The 26,300-nt window shown below is 36.4% G+C and carries 25 protein-coding genes; 1 reads left to right on the top strand and 24 read right to left on the bottom strand.

Going from position 1 to position 26,300, the window contains the following annotated elements; all coding sequences use genetic code 11:
• The 13 genes from ACOMA7_RS04330 to ACOMA7_RS04270 form a co-directional block, all read right to left on the bottom strand.
• Positions 1-236, bottom strand: a 236-nt coding sequence (locus ACOMA7_RS04330; protein ID WP_421392203.1) for a helix-turn-helix domain-containing protein, incomplete at its 3' end; no start/stop codon positions are given.
• On the bottom strand, positions 229-4,962 hold the full coding sequence (locus tag ACOMA7_RS04325; RefSeq protein WP_421392201.1) for a type ISP restriction/modification enzyme: 4,734 nt from the start codon (positions 4,960-4,962) through the stop codon (positions 229-231). The genes ACOMA7_RS04325 and ACOMA7_RS04330, both read right to left, overlap by 8 nt.
• Before the next feature lie 156 nt (positions 4,963-5,118).
• Positions 5,119-5,904: a hypothetical protein gene (locus ACOMA7_RS04320; RefSeq protein ID WP_421392198.1), complete on the bottom strand. Its 786-nt coding sequence runs from the start codon at positions 5,902-5,904 to the stop codon at positions 5,119-5,121.
• 121 nt (positions 5,905-6,025) lie between these two features.
• Positions 6,026-7,393: a 23S rRNA (uracil(1939)-C(5))-methyltransferase RlmD gene (rlmD, locus tag ACOMA7_RS04315; protein WP_421392196.1), complete on the bottom strand. Its 1,368-nt coding sequence runs from the start codon at positions 7,391-7,393 to the stop codon at positions 6,026-6,028.
• Positions 7,394-7,477: 84 nt separating this feature from the next.
• Entirely contained in the window at positions 7,478-8,458 is a 981-nt protein-coding gene (locus ACOMA7_RS04310; protein ID WP_054608309.1) for a diacylglycerol kinase, read from the bottom strand.
• 19 nt (positions 8,459-8,477) lie between these two features.
• The gene (gatB, locus tag ACOMA7_RS04305) at positions 8,478-9,899 is read right to left on the bottom strand and encodes an Asp-tRNA(Asn)/Glu-tRNA(Gln) amidotransferase subunit GatB (RefSeq protein ID WP_421392193.1); all 1,422 of its coding nucleotides are present in this window, start codon (positions 9,897-9,899) and stop codon (positions 8,478-8,480) included.
• Complete coding sequence (gatA, locus tag ACOMA7_RS04300; protein WP_421392190.1) at positions 9,899-11,359, bottom strand: Asp-tRNA(Asn)/Glu-tRNA(Gln) amidotransferase subunit GatA; 1,461 nt, start codon at positions 11,357-11,359, stop codon at positions 9,899-9,901. Before gatA ends, gatB begins: the two co-directional genes overlap by 1 nt.
• Positions 11,360-11,364: 5 nt before the next feature.
• A complete protein-coding gene (gatC, locus tag ACOMA7_RS04295; RefSeq protein ID WP_034531556.1) occupies positions 11,365-11,670 on the bottom strand; it encodes an Asp-tRNA(Asn)/Glu-tRNA(Gln) amidotransferase subunit GatC in 306 nt (101 codons plus the stop codon).
• A gap of 62 nt (positions 11,671-11,732) precedes the next feature.
• Positions 11,733-12,833 carry a CamS family sex pheromone protein gene (locus ACOMA7_RS04290; RefSeq protein WP_421392186.1) on the bottom strand — a complete coding sequence of 367 codons (1,101 nt, stop codon included), beginning with the start codon at positions 12,831-12,833 and terminating at the stop codon, positions 11,733-11,735.
• An 18-nt stretch (positions 12,834-12,851) separates the two neighbouring features.
• On the bottom strand, positions 12,852-14,870 hold the full coding sequence (gene ligA, locus ACOMA7_RS04285; RefSeq protein WP_421392183.1) for an NAD-dependent DNA ligase LigA: 2,019 nt from the start codon (positions 14,868-14,870) through the stop codon (positions 12,852-12,854).
• Positions 14,871-14,881: 11 nt separating this feature from the next.
• A complete protein-coding gene (pcrA, locus tag ACOMA7_RS04280) occupies positions 14,882-17,143 on the bottom strand; it encodes a DNA helicase PcrA (RefSeq protein WP_421392180.1) in 2,262 nt (753 codons plus the stop codon).
• Positions 17,144-17,249: 106 nt separating this feature from the next.
• The gene (locus tag ACOMA7_RS04275; RefSeq protein WP_053796770.1) at positions 17,250-17,825 is read right to left on the bottom strand and encodes a xanthine phosphoribosyltransferase; all 576 of its coding nucleotides are present in this window, start codon (positions 17,823-17,825) and stop codon (positions 17,250-17,252) included.
• Positions 17,806-18,372: a glycoside hydrolase family 73 protein gene (locus ACOMA7_RS04270; protein ID WP_421392176.1), complete on the bottom strand. Its 567-nt coding sequence runs from the start codon at positions 18,370-18,372 to the stop codon at positions 17,806-17,808. The genes ACOMA7_RS04275 and ACOMA7_RS04270 overlap by 20 nt, the downstream gene beginning before the upstream one ends.
• A gap of 240 nt (positions 18,373-18,612) precedes the next feature.
• Here ACOMA7_RS04270 and ACOMA7_RS04265 point away from each other — a divergent pair, with 240 nt between their 5' ends.
• On the top strand, positions 18,613-18,891 hold the full coding sequence (locus tag ACOMA7_RS04265) for a hypothetical protein (protein WP_034531550.1): 279 nt from the start codon (positions 18,613-18,615) through the stop codon (positions 18,889-18,891).
• Between the two features lie 19 nt (positions 18,892-18,910).
• Here ACOMA7_RS04265 and ACOMA7_RS04260 read toward each other — a convergent pair whose 3' ends face one another.
• From ACOMA7_RS04260 to rpsM, 11 genes are all read right to left on the bottom strand, one after another.
• Positions 18,911-19,510, bottom strand: a complete 600-nt coding sequence (locus tag ACOMA7_RS04260; RefSeq protein WP_421392173.1) for an ECF transporter S component — start codon at positions 19,508-19,510, stop codon at positions 18,911-18,913.
• 140 nt (positions 19,511-19,650) lie between these two features.
• Positions 19,651-20,043, bottom strand: a complete 393-nt coding sequence (gene rpsI / locus ACOMA7_RS04255) for a 30S ribosomal protein S9 (protein ID WP_034531546.1) — start codon at positions 20,041-20,043, stop codon at positions 19,651-19,653.
• A 13-nt stretch (positions 20,044-20,056) separates the two neighbouring features.
• Positions 20,057-20,500, bottom strand: a complete 444-nt coding sequence (gene rplM, locus ACOMA7_RS04250) for a 50S ribosomal protein L13 (RefSeq protein ID WP_034534424.1) — start codon at positions 20,498-20,500, stop codon at positions 20,057-20,059.
• A 121-nt stretch (positions 20,501-20,621) separates the two neighbouring features.
• Complete coding sequence (gene truA / locus ACOMA7_RS04245) at positions 20,622-21,422, bottom strand: tRNA pseudouridine(38-40) synthase TruA (RefSeq protein ID WP_421392169.1); 801 nt, start codon at positions 21,420-21,422, stop codon at positions 20,622-20,624.
• A 9-nt stretch (positions 21,423-21,431) separates the two neighbouring features.
• A complete protein-coding gene (locus tag ACOMA7_RS04240) occupies positions 21,432-22,226 on the bottom strand; it encodes an energy-coupling factor transporter transmembrane component T family protein (RefSeq protein WP_421392166.1) in 795 nt (264 codons plus the stop codon).
• Positions 22,219-23,094: an energy-coupling factor transporter ATPase gene (locus tag ACOMA7_RS04235; protein ID WP_421392163.1), complete on the bottom strand. Its 876-nt coding sequence runs from the start codon at positions 23,092-23,094 to the stop codon at positions 22,219-22,221. The genes ACOMA7_RS04240 and ACOMA7_RS04235 overlap by 8 nt, the downstream gene beginning before the upstream one ends.
• A complete protein-coding gene (locus ACOMA7_RS04230) occupies positions 23,064-23,891 on the bottom strand; it encodes an energy-coupling factor transporter ATPase (RefSeq protein WP_421392214.1) in 828 nt (275 codons plus the stop codon). The genes ACOMA7_RS04235 and ACOMA7_RS04230 overlap by 31 nt, the downstream gene beginning before the upstream one ends.
• Positions 23,892-24,067: 176 nt before the next feature.
• Complete coding sequence (gene rplQ / locus ACOMA7_RS04225; RefSeq protein WP_034531537.1) at positions 24,068-24,451, bottom strand: 50S ribosomal protein L17; 384 nt, start codon at positions 24,449-24,451, stop codon at positions 24,068-24,070.
• A 21-nt stretch (positions 24,452-24,472) separates the two neighbouring features.
• Complete coding sequence (locus ACOMA7_RS04220; protein ID WP_034531535.1) at positions 24,473-25,423, bottom strand: DNA-directed RNA polymerase subunit alpha; 951 nt, start codon at positions 25,421-25,423, stop codon at positions 24,473-24,475.
• A 73-nt stretch (positions 25,424-25,496) separates the two neighbouring features.
• Positions 25,497-25,886, bottom strand: a complete 390-nt coding sequence (rpsK, locus tag ACOMA7_RS04215) for a 30S ribosomal protein S11 (protein WP_034531534.1) — start codon at positions 25,884-25,886, stop codon at positions 25,497-25,499.
• 23 nt (positions 25,887-25,909) lie between these two features.
• Positions 25,910-26,275 (bottom strand): 30S ribosomal protein S13, encoded by a 366-nt coding sequence (gene rpsM / locus ACOMA7_RS04210; protein ID WP_034531532.1) that lies wholly within the window; start codon positions 26,273-26,275, stop codon positions 25,910-25,912.
• Positions 26,276-26,300: the final 25 nt, after the last annotated feature.

Genomic DNA, 26,300 nt, shown 5'->3' with positions numbered 1-26,300 from the left:
TTATTACTTTTTTTCAGACCATCTAGACCATATTTTTTGTAACTCTTAACCCAACATAAAACAGTATTTCTACTTTTAATCCCAAATTTTCTAGCTACCATTTGAGATCCCATACCGTTTAGGTATGCGTTAATTACATTTAATTTATCTTCTACTTTATATTTAGACACAAAAACACCCCAAAGTTTTGTACAAACTTTGGGGTGCAGTGCAAGGGTGTCTTTTTTATTATTCATCAATTTCGAAAGGTGGTAATTCGTCTATCAAATCAAGAGTCTTCATGCTTACTGTTATCACAGAAAGTAATAAATTCAAGATGTACTTAGGATCATAACTAAATTCATTAGGATCATCTGTAATACCTGATTTTTTATCAGTTTTAATTCTGTATTGATCAATAATCCATTCAATTGCTGGTCTACCGTTAACTACATATTCGTATGCTCTTTCAGGAATATTAGTTATTTTAATATCATTATTATAGACAATTGTATCCAAAGTTCCTCGCTTAGGGTGCTTCATCTTTTCAACTAAATAACTAGGATTATCATTTAAAAATTCAATCTTGATTTCGTCAATTTTATCTTGATTTTCGTAGTTAAGATGTAATTCAGTTAGTTCTTTTCCAATCTCAACATACTTTTCTTTATGTTTTAAGATTGGAATACGAGGAAATGCTTTATTCAAATCACTAGCATATTTATCTAAATATGTTTTGCTATTTAATACCGCATACACGTAATACACAACATCTTCAGACGTAAGTCCTATTTTATTCTTGAATGAATCAGAAATATTATCAATTAATCCGAAAGAATCTTCTCCTTTATACATTGGGAATCCTTTACCATTACCGTTAAATTGGAAGCTGGGAAGAATATTAGTGATTATTGCTGAAAATGGTCTATGCATACCCTGACCTTGAATATATATATTCATTCCTGTTTTATCAACAATATCATAATAACGACTTGGCATTTCCATTAACTGTCTGTCATAAATTATCCACTTCTTAGTGAATGGTCTATGCATAAACAGTTGTACTCTATCAGATTCAAATTCTACTCCTTGATTCTTTGCAAATCTTTGGGTTAATCCTCTTGTCCAAGATATAAAATCCTCGTTTTTATTTACTTTTTTAATACGATCATTGGAATCATTAACTTTTGAGAGCCTTTGCATTTCATAATTATAGTTTTCAACTAATCTTTTTGCATTTTCTATAGACTTTTTCCTTGAAAATCCAGTCACCCATGCATCTCTTGCAGAATTAACTCCAGTTAATTGATCAGAATAAACAGAATCATTAACATTATTTTTATCAAACATTGGTATATATGATTCATACTTTTCATCTCTCTGATTAATCCAATCATTATTTTTATCAGGATTAATATTTTTCCAATCAATTAGACTAATTGAATCATTATCTCGTAATATTTTTAATTTATTTTCACGACTCAAATAATCGCCTATATCATGATAATGAATCTCATGATTATTACTACCATCTTTAACTAAAATAGAGATTGCGATAGGGGTTCTACTTCCCGAACCAAACACATTTCCACTCTCTTTTCTTCTTACTTCACCTTGTGTTCTAGCATCACCTCTAAGATTAAAAATAAACAATTGATTAAATTCGTCATACAATGATTTCCTTAATCCGTCAGTACTTTGACTGTCTATAAATGAGCCATTACTTACAAATCCAATGATACCATTTGTTTTTATTCTATCTGATGACCATCGTAATGCTTTGATATATGAGTCATATAAAGATTTTTTTAGGTTTGCTTTAGAGTTCTTAGCATAAGTATTTTCTATTTTTTTATTTAAGTTAGGATAATCTGTATTTTCGTTAGAATCATTTACACTACTTTGACCAACAGAATAAGGTGGATTACCCACAATTACAGTAATAGGAGTCTCTTGTTCCTTCTTTAGTCTTTCATCATTTTCACCAAATATCTTATCATCTAAAGTATCTTTATTTTCTGTACTTGCAAATGTATCAGTTAAAACTATTCCTTCGAACTGCTTATAATTTTCTTTTTCATTACCATATTCATTATTGATTTCTTCAAATGTTGATTCAATATTGATTGCAGCAATATAATAACTTAATAAAACAATTTCATTTGCATGCATATCATGCATGTACTTTGATAAGATATCATCAAATGTTATTTCACCTCTATCAAGTTGTTCTTTAAAATGATAAAGCAATCTTGTCATGAATGTCCCAGTACCTGTGAAAGGATCTAAAATGTGAACATTTTTATCGATTAAAGATTTATCGAAATATTTTCTTAGTGAATCGTCAACTGAATTAACAATAAAATCAACTACTTCTACCGGTGTAAACACAATACCTAATTGTTCAGTAGTTTTCTTAAAACCAGTTCTAAAAAATTTATCGTATAAGGTTAAGATAAGTTTTTGTTTTCCAGCTGCATTATCAATTCCAGTTGCTCTTAACTTAATAGAATCATAGAATGGTTTTAATTCCACCTGCTCTTTATCAAATCCAAATAAACTGAAGGCCCCAACAACGTCATTCATGGCCTTTGATACAGCATTATTTCTTACAAATGAGTACTCACCGAATAGTGCTTCAAAAATCGGTTCAGTAATCAAATGTTGAGCAAGCATTTCAACTGCCTGTTCCTTTCCAATGCTGTTATTAATGTTGTAATGCAAACTGTTTAAGAAATTATCAAACGCCATTTTGGCACCATCGTTTGATTCAATAATGTCACTAATTCTGGTTATATGTCTCTTAGCGATATTTGCAACGTCCTTAGACCAATCTTCAAGATATCTTCTGTCACCAACTTTTTGTACTACCTTACCGTAGAATGCATTACGCATCTCTTGCCAATCAAGTGGTAATTCAAGTTGTTCAGTAACGTTTTCTTGTTCAGCCTTTAATCCGTCTTCTTCAGTAACATTTGAATCAGGACTACTATTAACCCCAATAAGTTCAAGGTTATCTGGTTTCTTCTTGTTTAAATCAATCTTATTTACTTCCGCATCAAAACGATCATCTGTTGAACGCAATGCATTTAATACTTGCCATATTTCTTTATACTTACTGTCGTTATCCAATGCAGAGCTTGGATCTACACCCTCTGATACAACAATTGGTAGAATAATGTATCCATATTCCTTATTTTGTGCTTTTCTCATGATTCGTCCAACAGCTTGAACAATATCAACTTGTGACTTCTTAGGGCTAAAGAAAATAATAGCATCAAGATTTGGAACATCAATACCTTCCGTTAAGAATCGAACATTAGAAAGAATTCTAGCTCGATTCTCTTCAATATGTTCGTCACCAAGCCAATCAATTTGTTCAGTCTTTTGAAGTGCATTAAGTCCACCATCTACGTGGTGCACATCAACCATAAAACTTTCGCTAGATTGTGTATCTAGGTATTCATTAACAACAGAAGAGAATTCTTTAGAAATCGCCTTTGAATGCTTAATAGTATCTGAGAATGCAATCGCTCGCTTCATTGGGGCACCAGTAACTTCACCTGTAATACCATTACGTTTTACCATAGCATTCCAAACACCAATAATTTTACCGATATCATCAACTTTTAGTTGATTATCAGCAGCCATTATTTGTTGCATATCTTTATTTATATAAGACTCACTTACAGCCAAAACAGAAACTTTATAATCTGTTAAATATCCTTGAGCAACCGCATCACCAAAGCCTAAACGAAAGATTTCGTGTCCATATTTTGCAGGATCATCCATTGAAGAAACAACGATACTATTTTCTTCGGCTTTTTTCTTAGCATTTTGATCATAAATCTTTGGAGTAGCAGTTTGGTAAAGTCTAAGTTTACCTTTAACATTTGAATTAGAATGAACTTCAGTAAACATACTATCTTCATTTAATTTATTCGCACCAGTTGTTCTATGCGCTTCATCAGCAATAATTAAATCAAATTCTGGGTAACCCATTTCTTGAGCTTGCTTAATAACATCAATAGATTGGTAAGTTGAGAATACTACCGTCATTTCACGTCCAGTGTCTAACTCTTTTACATACTCGTAGTTTTTAATTAATTCATTAACATCCGTTGTTGCCGGGAAGCCAATATCTTTAGAACTTAAATCATCGTCACTTTCTTTACCCTTTTTTGTTGCTTTACGGTCAGAGACAACAGAAAAAGAGGTCATATGAATATCTTCACTGACGTCATCGTTCCAATTAAATAATGTTTGTGATAACAATTGAATGCTTGGTACTAAGTATAAAACATTAAACTTACTCTTTACTTGGTCCTTCATAAGGGCTTCAGTAATTTTTAAACTAGTAAAAGTCTTTCCGGTTCCTGGAGCCATGATTAATTTTCCGCGGTCATGGTACTCTTCATTGCTCTTAAAATATTCAATCGCATTTTTTATTGCTTCTTCTTGGTATCCTCTAAGCTTTTTTGGCTTTTTAATTGATAAGTCATTATCTTCAGAAAATGAGAATTTACCCCAATCAACACTTGAGTTCTTCAATTGTGTTAAACCAATAATTGAAAATGGTTTTGAAGTGTTCTTTAATGTTGATTCAGCATTTTTATTCCATTCATCAGTAGTTGAAACAATAATTCCAGCTGAATAACAATCTTTACCTGTCTCAGCAACAAAAGAATTAATTGCATCTTTACCGACCTTACCTTTATAAAATTTAGCTTGAACAGCAGTTAATTGGCCATTAAAATCTTTAGCCACAATATCAACACCAGTATCAATACGTGAGATTCCAAGGTTTGTTGGAACGTCACTTAGCATCCAGACATCTGAATACTTCTTTTTATAAATAGGTTCATTTTTTAAATACGCAACTACCATCTTTTCAAAAGCAGTTCCACGATCTCTATCATTTGTTAAATGTTCATTTATTTCATTAATTAATTCATTAAATGTTTTTGAACTCAAAATCGTCATCCCCTCAAAAGATGTAACTTATTTACATCTATATGTATATAAGCATTTTACCATTTAAATCGGTACTGTTTCCAATTAGATTATAATTAGCTATGTTCTAAATTTATGTTTTCAAAAAAGAACACCATATAAGGTGTTCTTTTTTGAACATTTAAACTACTGTTTAGTTAAATAACGAATAGTTTTAACTATTATTAATCCATAATCAATTAAAAACTTTTTTTGCTCATCTGAGTAAGTTTTCCTTTCATTTATTGATTCATTGGATCCATGTCTAAAGCAGTTAAGTTTTTTTCTATACCTTTTTATATCATCATCAGAAATATAATCAAAGCAAATTTTTGAATAATCGAGTTTAATAAATTTTCCGTCCACTTTTAACATGTTCTCTATTAAATTTGATATCGATGCAAGTTTTTCATTTGTACTCATATCGTTAAAAAAAGCCTGCCTATTGGATATTGCAACAAAAAGTTTCTCTATAGAATCATCTAACTCTAACGATAAATTTTTTTGTTGAAATGTTAAATCATTTATTAATGCTCTTCTATCTCTAAATGGAACGGTTCCATTAAATCCGCCACCATTTGATAGGATTTTACTTCTAATTTCATTGTATGTAAATTTAATTGGATCAGAATATGGACGTGCTAATATACGTGGAAATTCTTTTATTTCATATCCTCTTTTGTATAAATAATAAGTTATTAAATAAAACCAACAAACATCATCAGAATTGTTAAATTTCATTTCTGGCTGGCACAATTCCTTAAACTTAGCTATTGCTGATTCATCATCAAAAATTTCAAAATCATAATCATCTAGTTCAATATATCCAAATGTTCCTTTAGGCTTAATATTAATGTTCTTAATGAAATCATAGAAAAAATAATGAAATTCATTTTCTTTAACATGTTTCATATAAAATTTTCTCAAATCCATAAGTATACTCCAGTTCCCTAATTTATAACTAATATTATACTTCAATAAATTTATAAAAAACATGTTAAAAATGTGCTTGTAACCAAAAAAAGACCCCCTCTTCAGGGTGTCTTTTTTCTATCTATTTCTTTTCAAATACGGTCACTGATTCAACGTGAACAGTTTGTGGGAATTGGTCAACCGGTTGAACTGGTTGAGTAATTTCATAACCGTATTCAGCTAGACGACGAGCATCACGTACTAATGTTGATGGGTTACATGATACATAAACAATCTTCTTAGGTGCTACTTGAGCAGCACTGTCGATGAATGATGATGCAAGTCCCTTACGTGGAGGATCAACCATGATAACATCTGGTTTCAATCCTTGTGCTTGCCATTTTTCCATTTGGTCTTCAGCACTACCTGTTACGAAAGTAGTGTTGTTGATGTGGTTCTTTTGCGCGTTAATCTTAGCATCTTCGATGGCTTCCTTAACGATTTCCACACCGTAAACCTTCTTAGCGTGTTCAGCAACGGCTAGTGAGATAGTACCGATACCACAGTATGCGTCGATTACAGTTTGAGTACCATCTAGTTGTGCCTTTTCGATTGCTAGAGAGTAAAGCTTTTCAGTTTGTTCTGGGTTAACTTGGTAGAATGAGTTCAATGAAATAGCGAACTTCAAGCCAAGTAACTTATCTTCGATGTACTTCTTACCATCAAGGCAAACAGTACTCTTACCTAATAATCCGTTACCATCTGACAAGTTGATGTTTTGCATAATACTTGTTACTTCTGTTAAGGCTTCCTTGATTTCACGAACAATGATATCAACCATAGGAATCTTCTTGGTACGAGTAATCAAACCAATCATCATTTCGTTAGTGTAGTGACCTCTTCTAACCATGATGTTTCTAATCACACCACTGTGCTTAGTTTCATTGTATGGTTCGATGTGGTACTTACGTAGGATGTCTCTAACTACTACGATAGCCTTGTCGATTTCAGGATCTTGGATGTAGAAATCTTCAATGGTTACTAGGTCATGTGAATGCTTACGGAAGAAACCAGTTTGTAGTTTTCCATTAATTGAGCGAACTGGAATTTGGGCCTTATTTCTGTAATGAGTTGGGTTATCCATCCCAATAGTTGGCAATACTTCAACATCCATCTTGGACTTATCGAAAAGTTCTTGGATTTGGTGTTGTTTGAATTCCAATTGTGCATCGTATTTTAGATGTTGTAATGGAGCGATTCCTGTACGAGTGTAGTTTCTGTCGATGTTTTCTACACGATCTGGTGATTTAGTTAGTAACTTTTCTAACTTTGCGAAACCAAAGTTTTGGTTAACTTTGATTACCTTAATCAAAGCTTTTTCGCCTGGAACAGTGTCTTCAATAAACAAAGGATAATCCTCAATCTTGGCTACTCCCAAGCCTTGGTAAGTCAAGTCGACAATATCGACTTCATATTCTTCGTTCTTTGTAACTGGTGCTTTAAATTTCATATTTACCCCTTTTTCTAAACAAAAAAGTTTTGTTGTAATCTTCTAAAATAATCATACAACAAAACTTTTCGTTTTTAAATTCTACTATGATAATTTATCAACTTTATCGACGAATTCTCTTTCGGCCTTTTCAGCATCAAAACTGATAGACTTCTTTGGCATTTCATCGACATTAGCAAACATTTCGATGTGTTGCTTTAAGTCAATAAACGTCATTGGTGCGTCGCCACCATATTCACCATCCAAATTAATTTGCATCTTGTCTTCGACAGGATTAGCGACTAACTTGCTGGTCTTCTTGTAAATGATTCGAGGGTCATTGATATGGCGACCACCACTTAAGACTTTAGCAAGTAGTTGAACAATTTCAACGATGTTACTGGTCTTAACAATAATCATTGTAAACTTACCATCATCTAACTTGGCGTCAGGAACGATTTGTTCCAAGCCACCGATTGAGTTAGTCATAGCAAGTAAAAACATTGAAGCTTTACCTTTGAATTCTCCACCATCATATTCAAGATCCATTTCAATTGGCTTAATTCTTGGAAGCAATTCAGCTCCACGAACTAGATAAGCCAAGTAACCAAAAATGGTCTTTAAATCTGAAGGAACATCGTAGGTTAATTCGGTTAACAAACCTCCACCAGCGATATTCATGAAGTATTTTTCTCCAGCTTTACCAATGTCCATGTTGAAAGTTTGACCTTTCAAAACAACTTTGGCCGCCTCAATTGGATTTTCTCTTGGAATATGCAATGCACGGGCAAAGTCATTGGTAGTCCCAGCTGGAATAATTGCTAGCTTAGGACGTTTTTCTAGTGGTGCAATCCCATTAACTACTTCGTTAATAGTTCCATCCCCACCAGCAGCTACGATCAAGTCAAAACCATCTAATGATGCTCTCTTGGCTTCATCGCGTGCTGAGTTAGGTTTAGGAGTGGTTGCGTATGCACTAGTTTCATAACCAGCTTCTTCGAAAACAGCGAGAATATCAATCAGGTTGCGTTTCAAAGCCTCACGGCCAGATGTTGGATTGTATATTACACGTGCCCTTTTTTGCATTTCCAAATTCTCCTAAACTTTATTTATTAATGGATGCCATTAATAACTTGTTAACAACTTGTGGGTTAGCTTTACCACGAGTTTGTTTCATAATTTGACCAACTAAGAAACCAATAGCACGGTCTTTACCATTATGGAAGTCTTCCACAGATTGTGGGTTGTTTAATAGCACTTCATCAATAATTGGTTGTAATTGTGCTGGGTCTGATAATTGAACCATTCCGTTGTCTTCAACGAACTTCTTAGGTTCTTTACCTTCAGTAATACCCTTGAAGACTTTCTTAGCCATCTTAGATGAAATAGTGCCGTCTTCAATTAGCTTAATCATTGTAGCTAAGTTTTCTGGTGTAATTTCAGTTTCAGATAGGTCTTTTTGTTCATCATTCAAGTAAGCGTTAACGTTAACTTGTAGGTAGTTAGATGCCATCTTAGGATCTGCACCTAATTTAATCATGGCGTCGAAGAAGTCAGCCATTTCCTTAGTTTGAGTAAGAACCATTGCATCGTAGTCCTTCAAACCAAAGTCGTTAACGTAACGTTGACGACGACTAGCTGGCATTTCAGGCATTGAATCGTTAATTTCGTTGATCCATGCATCTGTTATGTCTAGTGCTGGTAGGTCAGGTTCTGGGAAGTATCTGTAATCATCCGCACCTTCCTTAACACGCATTAGGACAGTCTTACCAGTTGTTTCATCGAAACGTCTAGTTTCTTGTTGAATTTCGCCACCAGCCATGATTACACGTTGTTGACGTTTTTCTTCGTATGCAAGACCTTTTCTTACGTAGTTAAATGAGTTCAAGTTCTTTAATTCGACCTTAGTACCGAATTCTTTTTGACCGTATGGGCGGATTGAAACGTTAACGTCCACACGCATTGAACCTTCTTCCATCTTAACGTCAGAAATTCCTGTAAATAGGATTCTTTCACGTAAAGCTTCTAGGTAAGCATATGCTTCATCAGGTGAAGCGATATCTGGTTTTGAAACAATTTCGATAAGTGGAGTCCCTTGACGGTTCAAGTCAACGTAAGAGAACTTGTTTCCGTGGGTATTCTTACCGGCATCTTCTTCAATGTGCATTTCTTCGATACCGATTTTCTTCTTCTTACCGTCTACTTCGATTTCAATCCAACCATCATGCGCATCAGGAGTATCCTTTTGTGTGATTTGGTAAGCCTTTGGATTATCTGGGTAGAAGTAGTTCTTACGATCAAAGTGAGGGTGTTTTTCAACTTCAGCGTGTAGAGCTAAAGCAGCCATAATACCTGATTTAACAACACCTTTGTTGGTTGATGGTAATACCCCAGGGTATCCCCAATCAATTACGTTGGTGTTTAAGTTAGGGTCAACCCCGTATTGTACGGGAGATGGACTGAAAATCTTAGAGTTAGTCTTTAATTCAACGTGGACTTCTAGTCCAATTGTAGTTTCAAAGTTCATTATTGTGCTCCCCCCATCTTTGGATCTTGCTTATGGAAATCAGTGTTTTGTTCGAAAGCGTAAGCAGCTTGGTATAGAGTTGATTCATCAAATGGCTTACCGATTAATTGCATACCAATTGGTAATCCATCTGAGAAACCTGCAGGAACTGACATTCCTGGAAGACCTGCCATGTTAACAGGAATGGTTAGAATATCATTCATGTACATAGTGATTGGGTCTTTTTCATCCTTCAAGCTGTAAGCTGGAGTAGGAGCTGTTGGAGTTAAGATCACATCGTAATCTTGGAAAACCTTCTTGAAGTCGTCAATGATTAAAGTACGTACTTCAGCGGCCTTCTTGAAGTAAGCATCAAAGAAACCAGCTGATAGTGAGTAAGTACCAACCATGATACGACGCTTAACTTCGTCACCAAAACCTTGTGAACGACTCTTAACGTATAGTTCTTCTAGGTTCTTAGCATCTTGCGCTCTGTAACCGTAACGAATTCCATCGAAACGTTGTAAGTTTGATGATGCTTCTGAAGGAGCAATGATGTAGTAAGCTGCTACACCGTACTTACTGTTTGGAAGAGATACTTCTTCAACAGTTGCACCTAATTCACGGTACTTGTCAGCAGCGGCTAAAATAGCGTCTTGAACATCCTTGTCGACACCTTCACCTAAGTATTCCTTAGGTAAAGCAATCTTCATACCCTTAACACCTTTATCAATGTTTGCAGTAAAGTCAGGAACTTCCTTGTTTGAACTTGTCATATCATGTTCATCTTTACCGGCAATGGCATTTAGAACTACGGCGTTGTCCTTAACAGTTCTAGTCAATGGACCAATTTGGTCTAAACTTGATGCGAATGCAATTAATCCCCATCTAGATACACGACCGTATGTTGGTTTCATACCAACGATACCGTTAAATGATGCTGGTTGTCTGATTGAACCACCGGTATCTGAACCTAGTGATACTAAGACATCCCCTGCAGCAACTGCAGCAGCGGCACCACCTGATGATCCACCAGGTACCTTGTCTAAGTTCCATGGGTTCTTAGTCTTACCATGGAATGAAGTTTCAGTTGAACCACCCATGGCGAATTCATCCATGTTGGTCTTACCAATGTTGATAGTACCTGCTTCTTTCATCTTAGAAACGGCTGTACCATCAATGATTGGTTTGAAGTTTGATAGCATCTTTGAACCTGCAGATGTTAATACACCCTTGGTTAACATGTTATCTTTCATAGCAACTGGAATACCTGATAATACGTTATCTGGGTCAATTCCGGCCTTATCAATTTCTTGGGCTTGCTTAATTGCATTTTCTTCATCGAAAACGACGAAAGCGTTAATATCTTCATCGTTCTTCTTAGCATTTTCAATTGTTTGTCTTGTTAATTCTTCGGCGGTAATATCACCATTAACTAGGCTTTCGTGAATGCTAAAAATATCTTTTCCTAAATAGTCCATCTTCACTAGTCCCCGCTTTCATCAATGATTGTAGGTGTTCTAATTAATCCGTCGGAAACATCTGGTGCGTTATCTAGTAATGCATCCCTTTGTCCCCAATTATCAGCAACATCTTCTCTCATAACGTTAATTTGATCTGTAACACTAAATGTTGGTTCGACATTGCTAGTATCTACATCATTTAAGGAATCAAAAATTCCCATGATACTACCTAATTGGTCAGTAAAGTATGGTAGTTGTTCATCGGTTAATTCTAGCTTAGCCAATGATGCAACGTGACTTACTGTCTCTTTACTAATTTTTTCAGACATCGTTGTTCCCTCTTTCTTATATATATTGATAATACTGCTATCAGTATTTTAACACATTCACATTAGTAACTGGTAAAAACGTGAGTATAGAAATTCTTTGATCCAGTTTTTCTTGATAAGAAGCTTTGAATTCCTTCTGAAGAACTAACTTGGATATCAATTGGAATGTTGTTTGGTAAGTACTTCTTAGCTGTAGAAGCGACGTATTGAGTGAAACTAATGATTTCACTTTGACCATAGAATTGAGTGGTGATGTTAACGTGTAGACCACGTAAGCTTCCATCAACGTAATGGGCTTGAGCAGTAACACCACTTAGGTTAGGGAAGAACTTTTGTACTTGGTTCTTGAAGTTTTCAAAAGCATCTTCGTCATTACTGTTAACTTCACTAGTTGAACTATCTGGTAGGACATAGTTCTTAATATCTAGTGATTTCCAGTTATCAACACTGGTTGATCCGGCCTTATTAACTGAGTATGAGTAGAAGTTACCACCGACTAAACTATCGTTAGATGCTTGTTTGTATAAAGCAATCACGATTGGAATGTTCTTTAGATCTTTTTGTTTTCTTAAGCGTTGTAGTACTTTATCGGCAATTTCCTTACCTTGTTTTTCAATATCACTATCGCTTAATTTCTTTTGGTAAACGGCACCATAAGCTTCCTTACGGTAGTAGTAAACGGAGTTAATTCCAAGACCAACGGTCATTCCCTTAATCTTTAGAGAGCCATGACTTTGTTCCATGAAATCTTGTTCGTCCATTTGTTGTAAGTAAAGTGGTTCCTTGGTATCACTACCTGCTGGGTTTAAACCTTCAGGGTTGTTCTTACTCTTACGACCCAACCAATCTTCGGCAGTACTAGTGTCGATGTATTGGCCTTCTTGTAGGATGTATGTATCTGTTGGGAATTGATCCTTTGAGATACTTAGTAAACCATTTTCAAACCCTTTTAGGTTTAATTGGTTATCATTTTGTTGAACAGAAACCCCTCTGGATTTACTTGTTAAGTAGTGACCATTCTTAATTACACCTTGATAATAATTGCTATTAGTTTGGGAAATAACTTGAGTACCAGATGAACTGCTACTGTTATCGTTGCTTCCACAAGCTGCTAACACTAATGCACTTAGTAGTGCTACAAATAAAACGTTTAATTTTTTCAACTTGCTTTCCTCCACAAATTACTTAGTTTCATTAACTACAGCAATAAAATCTTGTTCGGTCCATACATCTACGCCGAGGCTTTGGGCCTTTGTTAACTTACTTCCGGCATCTTCACCGGCGATTAAAACATCGGTCTTCTTAGAAACGCTTCCGGTAACCTTTGCACCATGGTTTTCCAACCATTCGCTGGCCTTTGGACGTGTCCATTCTGAAAGCTTTCCAGTTAAGACCATTGTCTTTCCGGCAACTGGTGAATCAGAAGTATCAATATCCTCTTGGGTAGCTCCTAGATATTGCATGTTCACGCCAACTGTTTTGAATTCATCAATTAGTTTTTGTGCTTCCGGATTCTCGAAGTAAGTCACAATGCTATCAGCGATTGTTTGACCCATTCCGTTAATCTCAGCAATGTCTTCAGCACTGGCTGCCATTAGTTTATCCATGTCACCGAAGTGTTCAGAGATTATTCTAGCGGCCTTAGCACCAACATGTCTGATTCCTAGACCAAATAGTAATCTTTCAACTGAATTACTACGGCTATTATCAATTGCAGATAATAAGTTTGTTGCTGACTTGCTACCAAACTTATCTAGGGTTTCAAGTTCTTCTTGAGTTAGCTTGTACAAACTAGCCGCATCATCTAACATGTGACGATCGAATAGTTGTTGAACAATTCTTGGCCCCAATCCATCAATGTTCATCGCATTTCTGGAAGCAAAGTGATTAATTTGTTCACTCAATTGAGCTGGACACTTTGGATTAATACATCTCAAAGCAACTTCATCATCCAAGTGAACTAGCTTGTCACCACATGATGGACAAGTGGTTGGAATGACATACTCTTCACTGTCAGCTGGACGTTTACTTGGAATATATTCAGAAATTTCTGGAATGATATCGCCGGCCTTGTGCAACTTAACAGTGTCACCAATGCGGACACCCTTTTCTTCTAAGTAATCGGGGTTGTGCAATGATGCCTTGGAAACCTTAGTCCCTGCTAGTTGAACTTCGTTCATGATGGCAGTTGGTGTAACCACACCGGTTCTACCAACGGTCCATTCGATATCTAATAGCTTAGTTTCAACTTCTTCTGGTGGGAACTTGTAAGCAATTGCCCACTTTGGCACTTTCACAGTAGTTCCGATTTGTTCTTGTAAGGATAAATCATTTTCCTTAATAACAATTCCATCGATACCATAGCTTAGTTCATCACGACGTTGTGTGTAATATTCGATGTAGTCATGGACATCATCCATATTTTTAATCACACGGTATGTGGGATTAATGGTGAAACCTAAATCCTTTAGTTCTTCCAACAATCCAGCTTGGGTATTAGTTTCTAGATCATCATAGTTAGCAACGTTGTACATAAAGGTACTTAGTTTACGATGAGCGGTAACCTTTGAGTCTAATTGTCTTAGACTTCCGGCTGCCGCATTACGTGGATTAGCAAAAACTGATTCACCATCTTTTTCACGTTGTTCATTTAATTTCACAAAAGATGACTTAGGCATGTAGCATTCGCCACGCACCTCGATGTCGATTGGACGAGTTAACTTTTGTGGAATTGATTCAATCGTCTTTAGGTTGTTGGTGATGTCTTCACCAATTGTTCCGTTTCCACGAGTTGAACCTTGAACTAAAATCCCGTTTTCATAGCGAAGTGAAATTGCTAAACCATCAATCTTTAATTCACAGTTGTACTCGTTGATTTCTGGATAGTTCTTATCCAATCGGTCGATGAAGTCCTTTAGTTCTTCTTCAGAGAAGACATCCCCTAAAGAAAGCATTGGAATTTCATGATTGACCTTATTGAAACCGGGTAAGGTTTGGCCCCCAACGTTTTGGGTTGGTGAATCACTAGCGATTAAATCTGGATGACTAGCTTCGATTTCTTGAAGTCGACGGTAGCTCATATCATAAACATGATCCTCTACACTTGGACTATCTTCTTGATAGTATTGACGACTCCATGTCTTTAGTTGGTCTTTTAATTTATTGTATTCAGTTTGAATATCGTTAATTTGATCAGTCAATTAGCTCACCTCTATTGAACTTTTTGAATTGGTGCGAATGCAGCTAATAGTCTCTTTAATCCCTTGTCTGGGAAGGCAATATCTAGTTCCATATCTTCGCCAGTACCGTTAACTTTAACAACAGTACCTGTTCCCCAGGCCTTATGTTCAACCTTGTCACCAACGGTCCATGCCTTCTTGTCAGCACCAGTCCCTTCAGGTTTTTGAACCTTCTTAGCTGGTTGCTTGTAAGCACGTTGTTGTGCAAAGCGCGCATTACGTTGGCTTCTGTTTGAATCAAATGGTGTCTTTACTGTACTGCTTTGTGCAAAGTTATTTTCTGATTCAATCAATTCTGGTGAAATTTCATTTACAAAACGAGATTCAGGATTAGTTTGACGACGACCATATAACATTCTTGAGAACGCGTTAGTTAAGAATAGTTTTTCTTGCGCACGGGTAATTCCCACGTATGCTAAACGACGTTCTTCTTCTAGTTCCTTTTCGTTTTCCATTGAACGACCTAGTGGGAAGATTCCTTCTTCCATTCCCATTAAGAATACGACTGGGAATTCTAGCCCCTTGGCAGCATGAAGTGTCATTAGGGTAACTTGTGGAGAGTTTTCTTCGACATCGTCTTGTGCGGAAACTAAGGCTAGATCTGCTAAGAAGTCGGTTAATGGTTTATTACCATCTTCGTTGTCTTCTTCACTTCTGTTGGTATCGAATTGTTGAGTTACTGAAATAAATTCTTCAATATTTTCAATTCTAGCTTTGTTTTCAAGTGAGTTGGTCTTCTTTAGTTCTGCTAGGTAACCAGTGTCATCCAATACGTGTTCGGCAACATCGGTTACGCTACCTTCTTTGGCAACCTTTTGAATCTTAGTCATTACGTTGGCAAAGTCAGCGATTGATTTTCTAGCACGACTTGAAAGTGTGTTGTTTAAATCAACGTTCTTGGCAGCTTCTAGCATTGACCAGCCGTTTTCACCGGCGAAAATTCTTAGTTTATCAACACTTGATGCACCAATTCCACGTTTAGGTTCATTGATGATACGTTCTAAACTCATTGAATCACTTGGGTTAGCGACTAGTGTTAGGTAAGCCAAGATGTCTTGGATTTCCTTTCGGTCGTAGAACTTGTGTCCACCAACAATGTTGTATGGAATGTTTGATTTTAGAAGTGTTTCTTCAATGATACGTGATTGAGCGTTGGTACGGTATAGGATAGCAAAATCATTGTATGAGTAATGCTTTTCATCCATGATCTTTTGAATTTGGGTAACTGCGAAACGTGCTTCATCAATTTCGCTTTGGCCACGGTAGTATGAAACCTTGTCCCCTTCTTTGTTTTCGGTCCAAAGGTTCTTGGCCTTTCTAGCAACGTTATTTTGAATAACGTCGTTAGCAGCACTTAGGATGTTCTTAGTTGAACGGTAGTTTTGTTCAAGCAATGTTGTGTGAGCATCATTGTAGTCATCTTGGAAGTTCAAGATGTTGTTCATGTTGGCACCACGCCAACCGTAGATACTTTGATCAGAATCCCCAACAACACAGATGTTTTTGTACTTCTTAGCAAGCATAGTAACTAGTTTGTATTGAGCTTCATTGGTATCTTGGTATTCATCGACGTGAATGTATTGGAATTTGTTTTGATAGTATTCCAATGTTTCCTTGTCAGATTCAAACAATTGAATAGTTAACATGATTAAATCATCAAAGTCCAATGCTTGGTTTCCGTGAAGACGTTTTTGGTATTCGTCATAAACCTTTGATACAGTTTCTTCAAATGGACTGTTGTGGTCAATTGATTCACTGTATTGAATTGGGTCTAATAAATCATTTTTAGCATTTGAAATAGCTGAAAGAATTGCTCTTGGATCATTCTTCTTAGGATCAATATCAAAATCCTTTAGAATTCTCTTTACCAAGGTTCTTTGTTCACTACTACCGGCAATGGTAAATGCACGGTTAAAACCAATCTTATCAATGTGTCTTCTTAAAATTCTGACACATAGAGCATGGAAAGTAGAAATCCAAACGTCGTTTCCACCGTAATCTAGTAGGTTAGAAACACGTTCTTTCATTTCACGAGCTGCTTTATTGGTAAAAGTAATTGCTAGGATATTCCATGGCAATACGTTTTTTTCTTCGATTAAGTAAGCAATGCGATGAGTTAAGACACGGGTCTTACCACTACCTGCACCGGCCATTATCAATAGAGGACCTTCGGTACATAATACTGCTTCTTTTTGTTTATCATTCATTCCTGAAATTAAATCGTTTACTGGCACAAAAAACACAATCCTCTCAAATTTATATATAGCTTAATTATATCATAGCTGGGCATATTTTCATTTAGCACCAAATAAAAAAGTCGGCAAATTATGCCGACGCTTTTTAATCTTCTACAAAAGTGACTTTGTCGTTATCTAGTGATTTAATTTTCGCAAGAGATTCTAGATGAATCCCTGTCTTTTCAATCAACTCGTGGCCCTTTTGGTATGACTTTTCAATTACGATACCAATTCCATTAACTGATACATTAGCTTGCTTAGCTACGTCCAATAATCCTTGAACGGCTTGGCCATTGGCTAAGAAATCATCAATGATCAATAGACGGTCATTTGGTTGAATGAATCTTTTATCTATACTAATTTGGTTGCTGGTTTGTTTAGTGTATGAATATACCTCACTAGTATATACGTCATCTGTTAGTGTTAAACTTTTGTGTTTTCTAGCAAAGACAACTGGGACATCCATGTACAATCCAGCCATTACTGCAGGAGCAATTCCGGAAGATTCAACAGTTACGATTCTAGTAATGTTGTCGTCCTTAAATAGTCTGGCAAATTCCTTACCCATTTCAGCCATCAATTTAGGATCAACCTGATGGTTTAGAAATGCATCAACTTTTAATACATCCCCAGGTAATACACGTCCGACTTCTTTAATCTTATCTTCCAGTAGTTTCATTTGATGTTCCTCCTGTAGTGGTAGTTTGTTTATCATATTGATATAGCTTGTATTTACGGATGATTTCAATAATCTTATTGCGATATGTTGGATCTGTCGCATATCCGTCAACTTGTAGCCCTTTTGCAGCAGCAACGTAATTATCTGAGTCAATTACATCCTTATACTGATTTGGGTTCCAATCAGTCCCATTTACGAGCAATAGCGCGTGGCTTTCAACTGACTCGGACCAACTGTTATAGACTCTAAAACGACCCGTGATGGTGATAAATTGGCCGTTTACGAACTCTTGGGTAGAAAGATTCACAGATGGTTGGTTTCCTGACGCTTTAACACCGTATAAGTTATTATATTGACTAGATAATTGACTAGTTCCCCAGTCTGACTCAAGGATTGCTTGGGCCAAACTGATACTAACTAGGATGTTGTAACGTCTTTGTACGTCATTTGCGGCCGGTAATAAAGCATTGATGAACTTACGATGTTTCTTTAACACATTCTGTTGTGTATATGAATCATACGTGTAAATGCGCTCAAATATCTTCATCCCGCCTGCGAATAAGAGTACGCCAACGATTAAAATAAAAATAAGACATCCAAAGTTAGATGTTTTCTTCTTTCTTCTTCTTCGATATCTTCTTTTACTCACAGAATCTCTCCTTATATTATTTAATATTCTAAACTATTCGCTAAAAAAAGAAAATCAAATTTTAACTTAAATATTGTTTAATTGACAAATGACTCATTTTTCTGTAATTTTAAGGTATAAGTTAGGAGATGTATGCTTTTGGTAAAAGATAAATTAACAAGCAATGACAAATCACCATTCGATGTTGGTGACCAAGTTTCATTCATGCTAGAAAAGAAGAAATTCCAAGGAATCATTGAAAAAGGATACAACAACTCATACATGATTGGTTTTCAAACTACCGATCCTGCATTAGAGGACAAATACCACGGAAAGATCGTTATTAACAACAAGAACATCACCATGGTAAAAGAAGGACCTCACAACTCCAAGGGTAAAAACAAAGATAGTGAAGCCACTGAAGACGAAGAAAAATAATAAAAAAGCACTGATGACATTAGTCATCGGTGCTTTTTTTTCGTATTCTTAATAATGGTGAACCTATTACCGGTACCAATGCTGCTGATAGAATTGCTTCAATTAAACCATTAGTTGCAGCTACAAATAATAAGTATGGTAGCAGTTGATCAACGTTAATGTGATAAATGTTAAATGCATCCCCACGATAGAATACATAGACCAAGCCTAATAACACGACTGTGTTAACTAGTGAACTAACAAATCCAGTTATTGCCATGTACATACGATATGGCTTGTTATGCTTGTATAGATGCGTAAAAATAAGTCCTGCCACTAATCCAACCAAGATTCTAGGTAGAATAGAAACTATTGGGTTAGTAAATACGTAAATTGCTAACGGACTAGTTGGCCACCAGAATGCTCGGATAAAGGTGATTAATCCCCAAATACCACCAACAATTGCTCCATCTTTGGTTCCAAGAAGAATCGCAGCTAGTACAACTGTAATTGGAATAATAGTAACGCTAAGTGGTCCAATTGGAATGTTTCCCAATCCAGGAATACTTGTTTGTATGATAATTATTGCGATAAACACGGATAAGATGTTCATCTTGTAAGCCTTATTTCTAATGATCATCATCTCCTCTTTGAGATTTTTTACTTTCATATAAAACGACATTGAATATTAAACACTATTTTAATTAATAAGTCCACTTATGTATAAAAAAAGAACTTCCACACGGGAAGTCCTTTTGAAAACATAAAGATAAGTGTATCTTAACGTTTTGAGAATTGACCAGCTTTACGAGCTTTCTTAAGACCTGGTTTCTTACGTTCTTTCATACGAGCGTCACGAGTTAATAAACCGGCACTCTTTAATGAAGCACGGAAGTCAGGATCTACTTCTAGCAATGCACGAGCGATTCCGTGACGAGCTGCACCAGCTTGTCCTGAGAAACCACCACCGTTAACATTGATTAAAGCATCGTAGTTACCTGATGTTTCAGTAACATTGAATGGTTGCATTACCACTGCTCTTAAGTTAGGGAATGGAATGTAATCTTCAATATCCTTTTTGTTCATAACAACTTTACCAGTACCGGGTACTAAAATTACTCGGGCTACTGAGTCTTTACGACGGCCTGTGCCGCGATATTGTACTTGAGCCAATTAAGTTTCCTCCTTAAATTAGGTTATTAATGTCTAATACTTCAGGGTTTTGTGCTTGGTGAGCATGGTTAGCATCAGCGTATACGTGTAAGTGTAGTAATTGCTTGTGAGCTAATGTACCACTTGGTAGCATACCTTTAACTGATGTTTCAACTAACTTGTCTGGAGTATCATTTAACATTTGACCAGCAGTTTTTTGTTTTAGACCACCTAAATAACCTGTGTGGTGGGAGTATAGCTTATCGCTAGCTTTACGACCTGTTAATGCAACTTTTGAAGCATTAATAACAATAACGTTATCGCCAGTATCTACATGAGGTGTAAATGTTGGCTTGTTTTTTCCTCGTAAAATAGAAGCAACGACAGTTGATAGACGACCTAAACTGATATCAGTTGCGTCAATGATGTACCACTTGCGTTCTACTTCACCTGGTTTTGCCATATATGTTGTACGCACTTTAATCTTCCTCCATGTTTCTGTGTTTGTTCGACACCAATATAAGTTTCCGGGGCTTATTGTGGGGCAAACAATACCATGCTTTATACTACAATTTTTTAATTATAAAGTCAACCTAAAATCATCTTTGATGATGAGGTAGTTTTGTAGGATGAGCAGGATCATCTCCCTCATAGTATACATGTTTTAAGTATAGTCCGCTAGCGGGAACCGTTCTTCTTGCTTCAGTACGATCCTTAACTTCGTATAGTCTTAAAATATCATGTACATCCCTTGAACCTGAACCAATTTCAACTAAGACCCCTACCATGATTCTGACCATGTTATATAGGAAACCATTACCGTAAAATTCGAATATCAATTCATTTTCTTTTTCATCAATTCGACATTTTGCTTCGTAGATGGTTCTGACATTGGTTCTAGCTGATGAACCTGAGGCAACAAAACTAGTAAAGTCATGTTCACCAATCAGGTCTTTTAGCGCAATGTTAATCTTGTCGATATCAACCGGGAATCTCCATTGAGCTGTATACCTGCGTTTGAATGGATTACGGAATTCACCCATATCCATTCGATACATGTATCGCTTCCCTGATACATCGTATCTGGCATGAAAGTCGCTTGGGACCTTTTCTACCTTTTTAATTTGAACATCCAAAGGTAGCATACTGTTCAATGCCTTTAGCATGTTTTCTTCAGGCAGGTCGTATGGAAAGTCAAAATGAGCGACCTGTCCTAATGCATGAACCCCTGCGTCTGTTCTACCGGATCCATAAACGGTAATTGCTGGCTCCGGATTTTTGGCCATATTATTAACAATCTTGGTTAATATTCCTTCGATGGTTCTTTTCTTTGGCTGACGTTGAAACCCGTAAAAATCGGTCCCATCATAAGCCATCGTGATTTTATAACGATATGACATTTCTATTATCTAACTCCTATATATAAATATAACTATCGCCATGACTAAAATTAATAGCATGCATACAAAATCATTTGGTTTCCATTTAAATGTATGGAAGTGAGAACGTTCCTTGTTAGTTTGATATCCCCTTGCTTCCATCGCAATACTTAAATCATCAGCATGCTTGAATGCACTGACAAACAAAGGTATCAATAATGGGACAAACGCCTTAACACGTTTGATTAATCCCCCATCACCGAAGTCGACACCACGAGAACGTTGTGCATCCATGATTAATTTAGTTTCATCCGTTAAGGTTGGCACAAATCTCAATGAGATTGAAATCATCAAAGAGAAAGTTTCAACTGGGAATTTAAATCGCTTTAGTGGCTTTAATAGCGCACTAATACCTTGTGAAATTTCAAGTGGTGATGTTGTTAGTGTCAACACAGTCGACATCGCAATAATTAGCATAAAACGAATCGTTAATACGACTGCGTTTAAAATTCCATAACTTGTTAGTTTAACAATTCCCCATGAAAAGTAAACGTGGCCACCTGATCCAAAGAATACCTGAATCATGACTGTGAAGATAATCACCCACAGCATTGGCATTAATCCCTTGATGAAGTATCCAAAGGAACACTTTGATAACAAGACGAATAACAACACAGTGGCTGCCATCACGACGTATGTAATTAAATTGTTGGCAAAGAAAACCATGATGATATAGGCAAATGCTATTAACATCTTGGCGGCTGGATTCATTTTATGAATTAGTGAGCTACCAGGAAGGTATCTTCCAAATATAAAGTTATTCATCCTTATCTTCATTCCTTAATTTATTAATGATGCCGTTAATTAATTCGTCCGCGTCTAAAGATAACTTATCTAGTGTTACACCTTTATCAGCCATATCCTTGGTAATCTTAACAGTCTCAGGTACTTGCAAATCATACTTGTTCAAGAAATCCACATCAGTGAATAGTTCGTCCGGATAACATTTTTTTACAACCTTACCGCCACTCATCACGACTACTCGATCAGAGTACTTAGCGACGTCATCCATTTGGTGACTGACTAAAACGATTGTCATGTTTTCTTCTCGATTAAGTCTTCTAATTAAGTCGAGAATGTATTGTTGTCCCTCTAAATCTAAACCAGCGGTTGGTTCATCCAACACAAGAATTTCTGGGTTCATTGCTAGGACTCCAGCGATTGCTACCCTTCTCTTTTGACCACCCGATAAATCAAATGGCGACTTCTTCAATAGGTCGTGGTCTAAATGAACCAGGTCAGCCGCATGCATGACAGTATCGTTTAGTTCTTCACCTTCGACACCGAAGTTGCTAGGGCCAAAAGCAATGTCTTCTTCCACTGTTTCCGCAAACAGTTGTTGTTCTGGAAACTGGAATACCATGCCAATCTTTTTACGGAGTGGCTTTAGGTGCTTGTTATTAGTACGACTTGTGATTTCCTTATCACCAATTGTGACACTACCACTAGTTGGCTTTAATAATGCATTGATGTGTTTAATCAATGTCGATTTTCCACTACCAGTCTTACCGATAATTGAAACAAAAAAACCACTCTTTATCTTCAATGAGACATCTTCTAGAGCATAAAATTCTAATGGCGTGTTTTCTTGATATACGTGGCTTACATTTTTGAATAATATTGCGTTATCCATTCTACAATCTCCTCGTCATTCAAATAGTCATCAGAAATATCAAAGCCCTCTTCCTTTAATCTCAAACGTAGTTGTTCTGAGAAAGGTAGCTTCAAACCATATTTCTCGACATTGTCTAATTCAGTGAATAGCTTTTGTGGAGTGGTATCTAATACCATCTTACCGTCACGAATTAGAATTGTACGATCTGATTTTTCGATTTCGTTAATATCGTGTGAAATCGATAATACAGTTAGATTATACTTTGTTCTAACCTCATTAATCAAATTTGTTATTAAGTATTTTGCTTTTGGATCTAACATGCTAGTGGCTTCATCCAAGATAATAATCTTTGGATTCATGGCTAGAATCCCCGCAATGGCAACACGTTGCTTTTGTCCACCTGACAATCTTGTTGGGTCCTTTTCAGCATAGTCCAACATATCAACGTCAGTTAACGCCTTTTCAACCGCAGCCTTCATCTTATCCTGTGGCATGTTTCTGTTTTCTAAACCAAATGCGATATCATCTTGCACCGTTGATGCCACAAACTGGTTGTTAGGATCTTGGAAAACAATCCCAATTCTATCTCTTATGTCATTAACAGTATCTTCGTTTAATTCAATTCCATCAACTTTGATACTACCGCTTTGGGCCTTTAATAAACCATCTAGTAAGCTAATTAGTGTCGATTTTCCACTACCGTTTTTTCCGATAATGGATACCCATTCACCTTCATTAATATCAAAGGATAAATCATTTACAGCAAAGTTGGTTGAATCAGTATATTTAAATTTTAGGTTTGATACATTGATAATCTTACTAGACACTTCATTCACCCCGTTTAAAATTATGTATAAAAAAATCACTAATAGGCTATTGATGCGAAGCAAAGCTCCATTCAAGCTAGACTTGGGGCTTGCCCATCATCATAACGCTTTATATCAATAGCCCTAGTGATTTGTTGTTACTATTTAATTAAGTTTACGATTAATTAATCAACTAATTGTAAAATAACCATTGATGCACCGTCACCACGACGAGGCATAGTCTTTAGAATACGAGTGTAACCACCGTTACGTTCTGCATACTTAGGAGCAATTTCATCAAATAGCTTTTGTAATGCAGTAGTAACAGTTACGTCATCACCATCTTCTTTAGCGTCAGCAACTACGTTTTGTAGGAATGCTGCAGCTTGACGACGAGCATGAAGATCTCCACGCTTACCAAGAGTAATCATCTTTTCAGCAGTTGAGCGTACTTCTTTAGCACGAGCTTCAGTGGTCTTAATTTCACCGTTTACTAACAAGTCAGTAGTTAGGTTACGTAGTAATGAACGACGGTGTGCACTAGTACGTTGTAATTTACGGTAACTCATAAATGGATATCCTCCTTTATACTAATCTTCTTTACGCAATGACAATCCAAGGGCTTCTAACTTATTCTTTACTTCAACAAGTGACTTACGTCCTAAGTTACGAACCTTCATCATGTCTGCTTCGCTTTTGTTGGTTAATTCTTGAACAGTGTTGATTCCTGCACGCTTCAAACAGTTGTATGAACGAACTGATAAGTCCAATTCTTCAATTGTCATTTCAAGCATCTTTTCTTTGTGTGTTTCTTCCTTTTCAACCATAACTTCAGTGTTCTTGGCTTCATCGGTAAGATCAACAAACATAGCAAGATGGTCGTTTAGAATCTTGGCTGCTAAACTAATTGCTTCACTAGGAGTGATGGAACCATCAGTCCAAACGTCAAGAGTTAGCTTATCAAAGTCAGATCTTTGACCAACACGTGCGTTTTCAACTTGATAATTAACACGTTCGATTGGGGTATAAATGGAATCAACTGGTAAGACACCGATTGGCATTCCATCATTACGAGCCTTATTCTCATCAGCAGAAACATATCCGCGACCCTTGTTTGCAGTCATTCTCATGTGGAATGTAGAACCTTCAGCAACTGTAGCGATGTGTAAGTCTGGATTTAAGACAGTTACATCACCATCAGCCTGAATGTCTCCAGCAGTTACTTGAGCTGGACCTGTAACATTGATTTCCATTTCTTTGTCTTCGCCATCTTCGGCATCCAACTTCAATGAAATCTTCTTAACATTTAAAATAATTTGAGTTACGTCTTCTACAACACCAGGTACTGTAGAAAATTCATGTAAAACATCATCAATTTGAATGCTAGTTACGGCTGCACCAGGTAAAGATGAAAGTAAAATTCTACGCAACGAGTTTCCAAGAGTTGTTCCGTATCCACGTTCTAGTGGTTCAACAACAACTTCTCCATAATTATCAGTTTCATCAATCTTATGAATATTAGGTTTTTCAAATTCAATCATTCTTATCTTCTACCCCTTTCAAAACGCTCTGAGTTAAATATTAATTAGTCCATCATACAGAGATGAGAATAAATTAAACTCTACGACGCTTTGGAGGACGAGATCCATTATGTGGAACTGGAGTAACATCACGAATAGCAGCAACTTCTAAACCAGTTGATTGAAGTGCACGGATAGCTGATTCACGACCTGAACCAGGACCTTTAACAGCAACTTCAACAGTCTTCATACCATGTTCCATAGCTGTCTTAGCAGCGGCTTCTGAAGCCATTTGTGCAGCAAATGGAGTTGATTTACGACTTCCACGGAATCCTAAAGCACCAGCAGATGACCAAGCAATTGCATTACCTTGCATGTCGGTAATCATAACTAATGTGTTATTAAAAGTAGAGTGAATGTGAGCAACACCAGATTCGATGTTCTTCTTTACTCTACGCTTACGAGAACCTTTCTTTTGAACCATGATTTACTAACCTCCTTTATTTATTATTTTTTCTTACCAGCAATAGTTACTTTTTTACCCTTACGAGTACGGGCGTTGTTCTTTGTGTGTTGACCTCTAACAGGTAAACCACGACGGTGACGCATTCCACGGTAAGAACCAATTTCTTGAAGCTTCTTGATATTCATTCTTACTTCACGACGTAAGTCACCTTCAATTTTGTAATTGTCAACAACTTCACGGATTTTATCTTCTTGGTCTGGAGTTAGATCACGAACACGAACATCTTCTGAAACGCCAGCCTTTGAAAGGATTTCAGCAGCTCTGCTTTGACCGATTCCAAAGATGCTAGTTAGACCAATAACGATACGCTTATCACGTGGTAAATCAATTCCGGCGATACGAGCCATTCAAACACACCTCCTGTTTATATAA

It is taken from the genome of Apilactobacillus intestinapis (assembly GCF_049166695.1).
GTDB lineage: Bacteria > Bacillota > Bacilli > Lactobacillales > Lactobacillaceae > Apilactobacillus > Apilactobacillus kunkeei_C.
Note: the sequence above shows the minus strand (reverse complement) of the source record. Positions and strands in the feature narration are given on the sequence as shown.

What these genes read in the sequence shown, in the direction of transcription:
- ACOMA7_RS04270 (WP_421392176.1), bottom strand. Translation starts at nt 18,372, where the DNA reads ATGAAGATATTTGAGCGCATTTACACGTATGATTCATATACACAACAG.
- gatA (WP_421392190.1), bottom strand. Translation starts at nt 11,359, where the DNA reads ATGGACTATTTAGGAAAAGATATTTTTAGCATTCACGAAAGCCTAGTT.
- ACOMA7_RS04220 (WP_034531535.1), bottom strand. Translation starts at nt 25,423, where the DNA reads ATGATTGAATTTGAAAAACCTAATATTCATAAGATTGATGAAACTGAT.
- rpsK (WP_034531534.1), bottom strand. Translation starts at nt 25,886, where the DNA reads ATGGTTCAAAAGAAAGGTTCTCGTAAGCGTAGAGTAAAGAAGAACATC.
- ACOMA7_RS04240 (WP_421392166.1), bottom strand. Translation starts at nt 22,226, where the DNA reads ATGAATAACTTTATATTTGGAAGATACCTTCCTGGTAGCTCACTAATT.
- ACOMA7_RS04260 (WP_421392173.1), bottom strand. Translation starts at nt 19,510, where the DNA reads ATGATCATTAGAAATAAGGCTTACAAGATGAACATCTTATCCGTGTTT.
- ACOMA7_RS04325 (WP_421392201.1), bottom strand. Translation starts at nt 4,962, where the DNA reads ATGACGATTTTGAGTTCAAAAACATTTAATGAATTAATTAATGAAATA.
- ACOMA7_RS04320 (WP_421392198.1), bottom strand. Translation starts at nt 5,904, where the DNA reads ATGGATTTGAGAAAATTTTATATGAAACATGTTAAAGAAAATGAATTT.
- ACOMA7_RS04310 (WP_054608309.1), bottom strand. Translation starts at nt 8,458, where the DNA reads ATGCAAAAAAGGGCACGTGTAATATACAATCCAACATCTGGCCGTGAG.
- gatB (WP_421392193.1), bottom strand. Translation starts at nt 9,899, where the DNA reads ATGAACTTTGAAACTACAATTGGACTAGAAGTCCACGTTGAATTAAAG.
- rplQ (WP_034531537.1), bottom strand. Translation starts at nt 24,451, where the DNA reads ATGAGTTACCGTAAATTACAACGTACTAGTGCACACCGTCGTTCATTA.
- ACOMA7_RS04275 (WP_053796770.1), bottom strand. Translation starts at nt 17,825, where the DNA reads ATGAAACTACTGGAAGATAAGATTAAAGAAGTCGGACGTGTATTACCT.
- ACOMA7_RS04235 (WP_421392163.1), bottom strand. Translation starts at nt 23,094, where the DNA reads ATGGATAACGCAATATTATTCAAAAATGTAAGCCACGTATATCAAGAA.
- truA (WP_421392169.1), bottom strand. Translation starts at nt 21,422, where the DNA reads ATGTCATATCGTTATAAAATCACGATGGCTTATGATGGGACCGATTTT.
- rpsM (WP_034531532.1), bottom strand. Translation starts at nt 26,275, where the DNA reads ATGGCTCGTATCGCCGGAATTGATTTACCACGTGATAAGCGTATCGTT.
- rlmD (WP_421392196.1), bottom strand. Translation starts at nt 7,393, where the DNA reads ATGAAATTTAAAGCACCAGTTACAAAGAACGAAGAATATGAAGTCGAT.
- gatC (WP_034531556.1), bottom strand. Translation starts at nt 11,670, where the DNA reads ATGTCTGAAAAAATTAGTAAAGAGACAGTAAGTCACGTTGCATCATTG.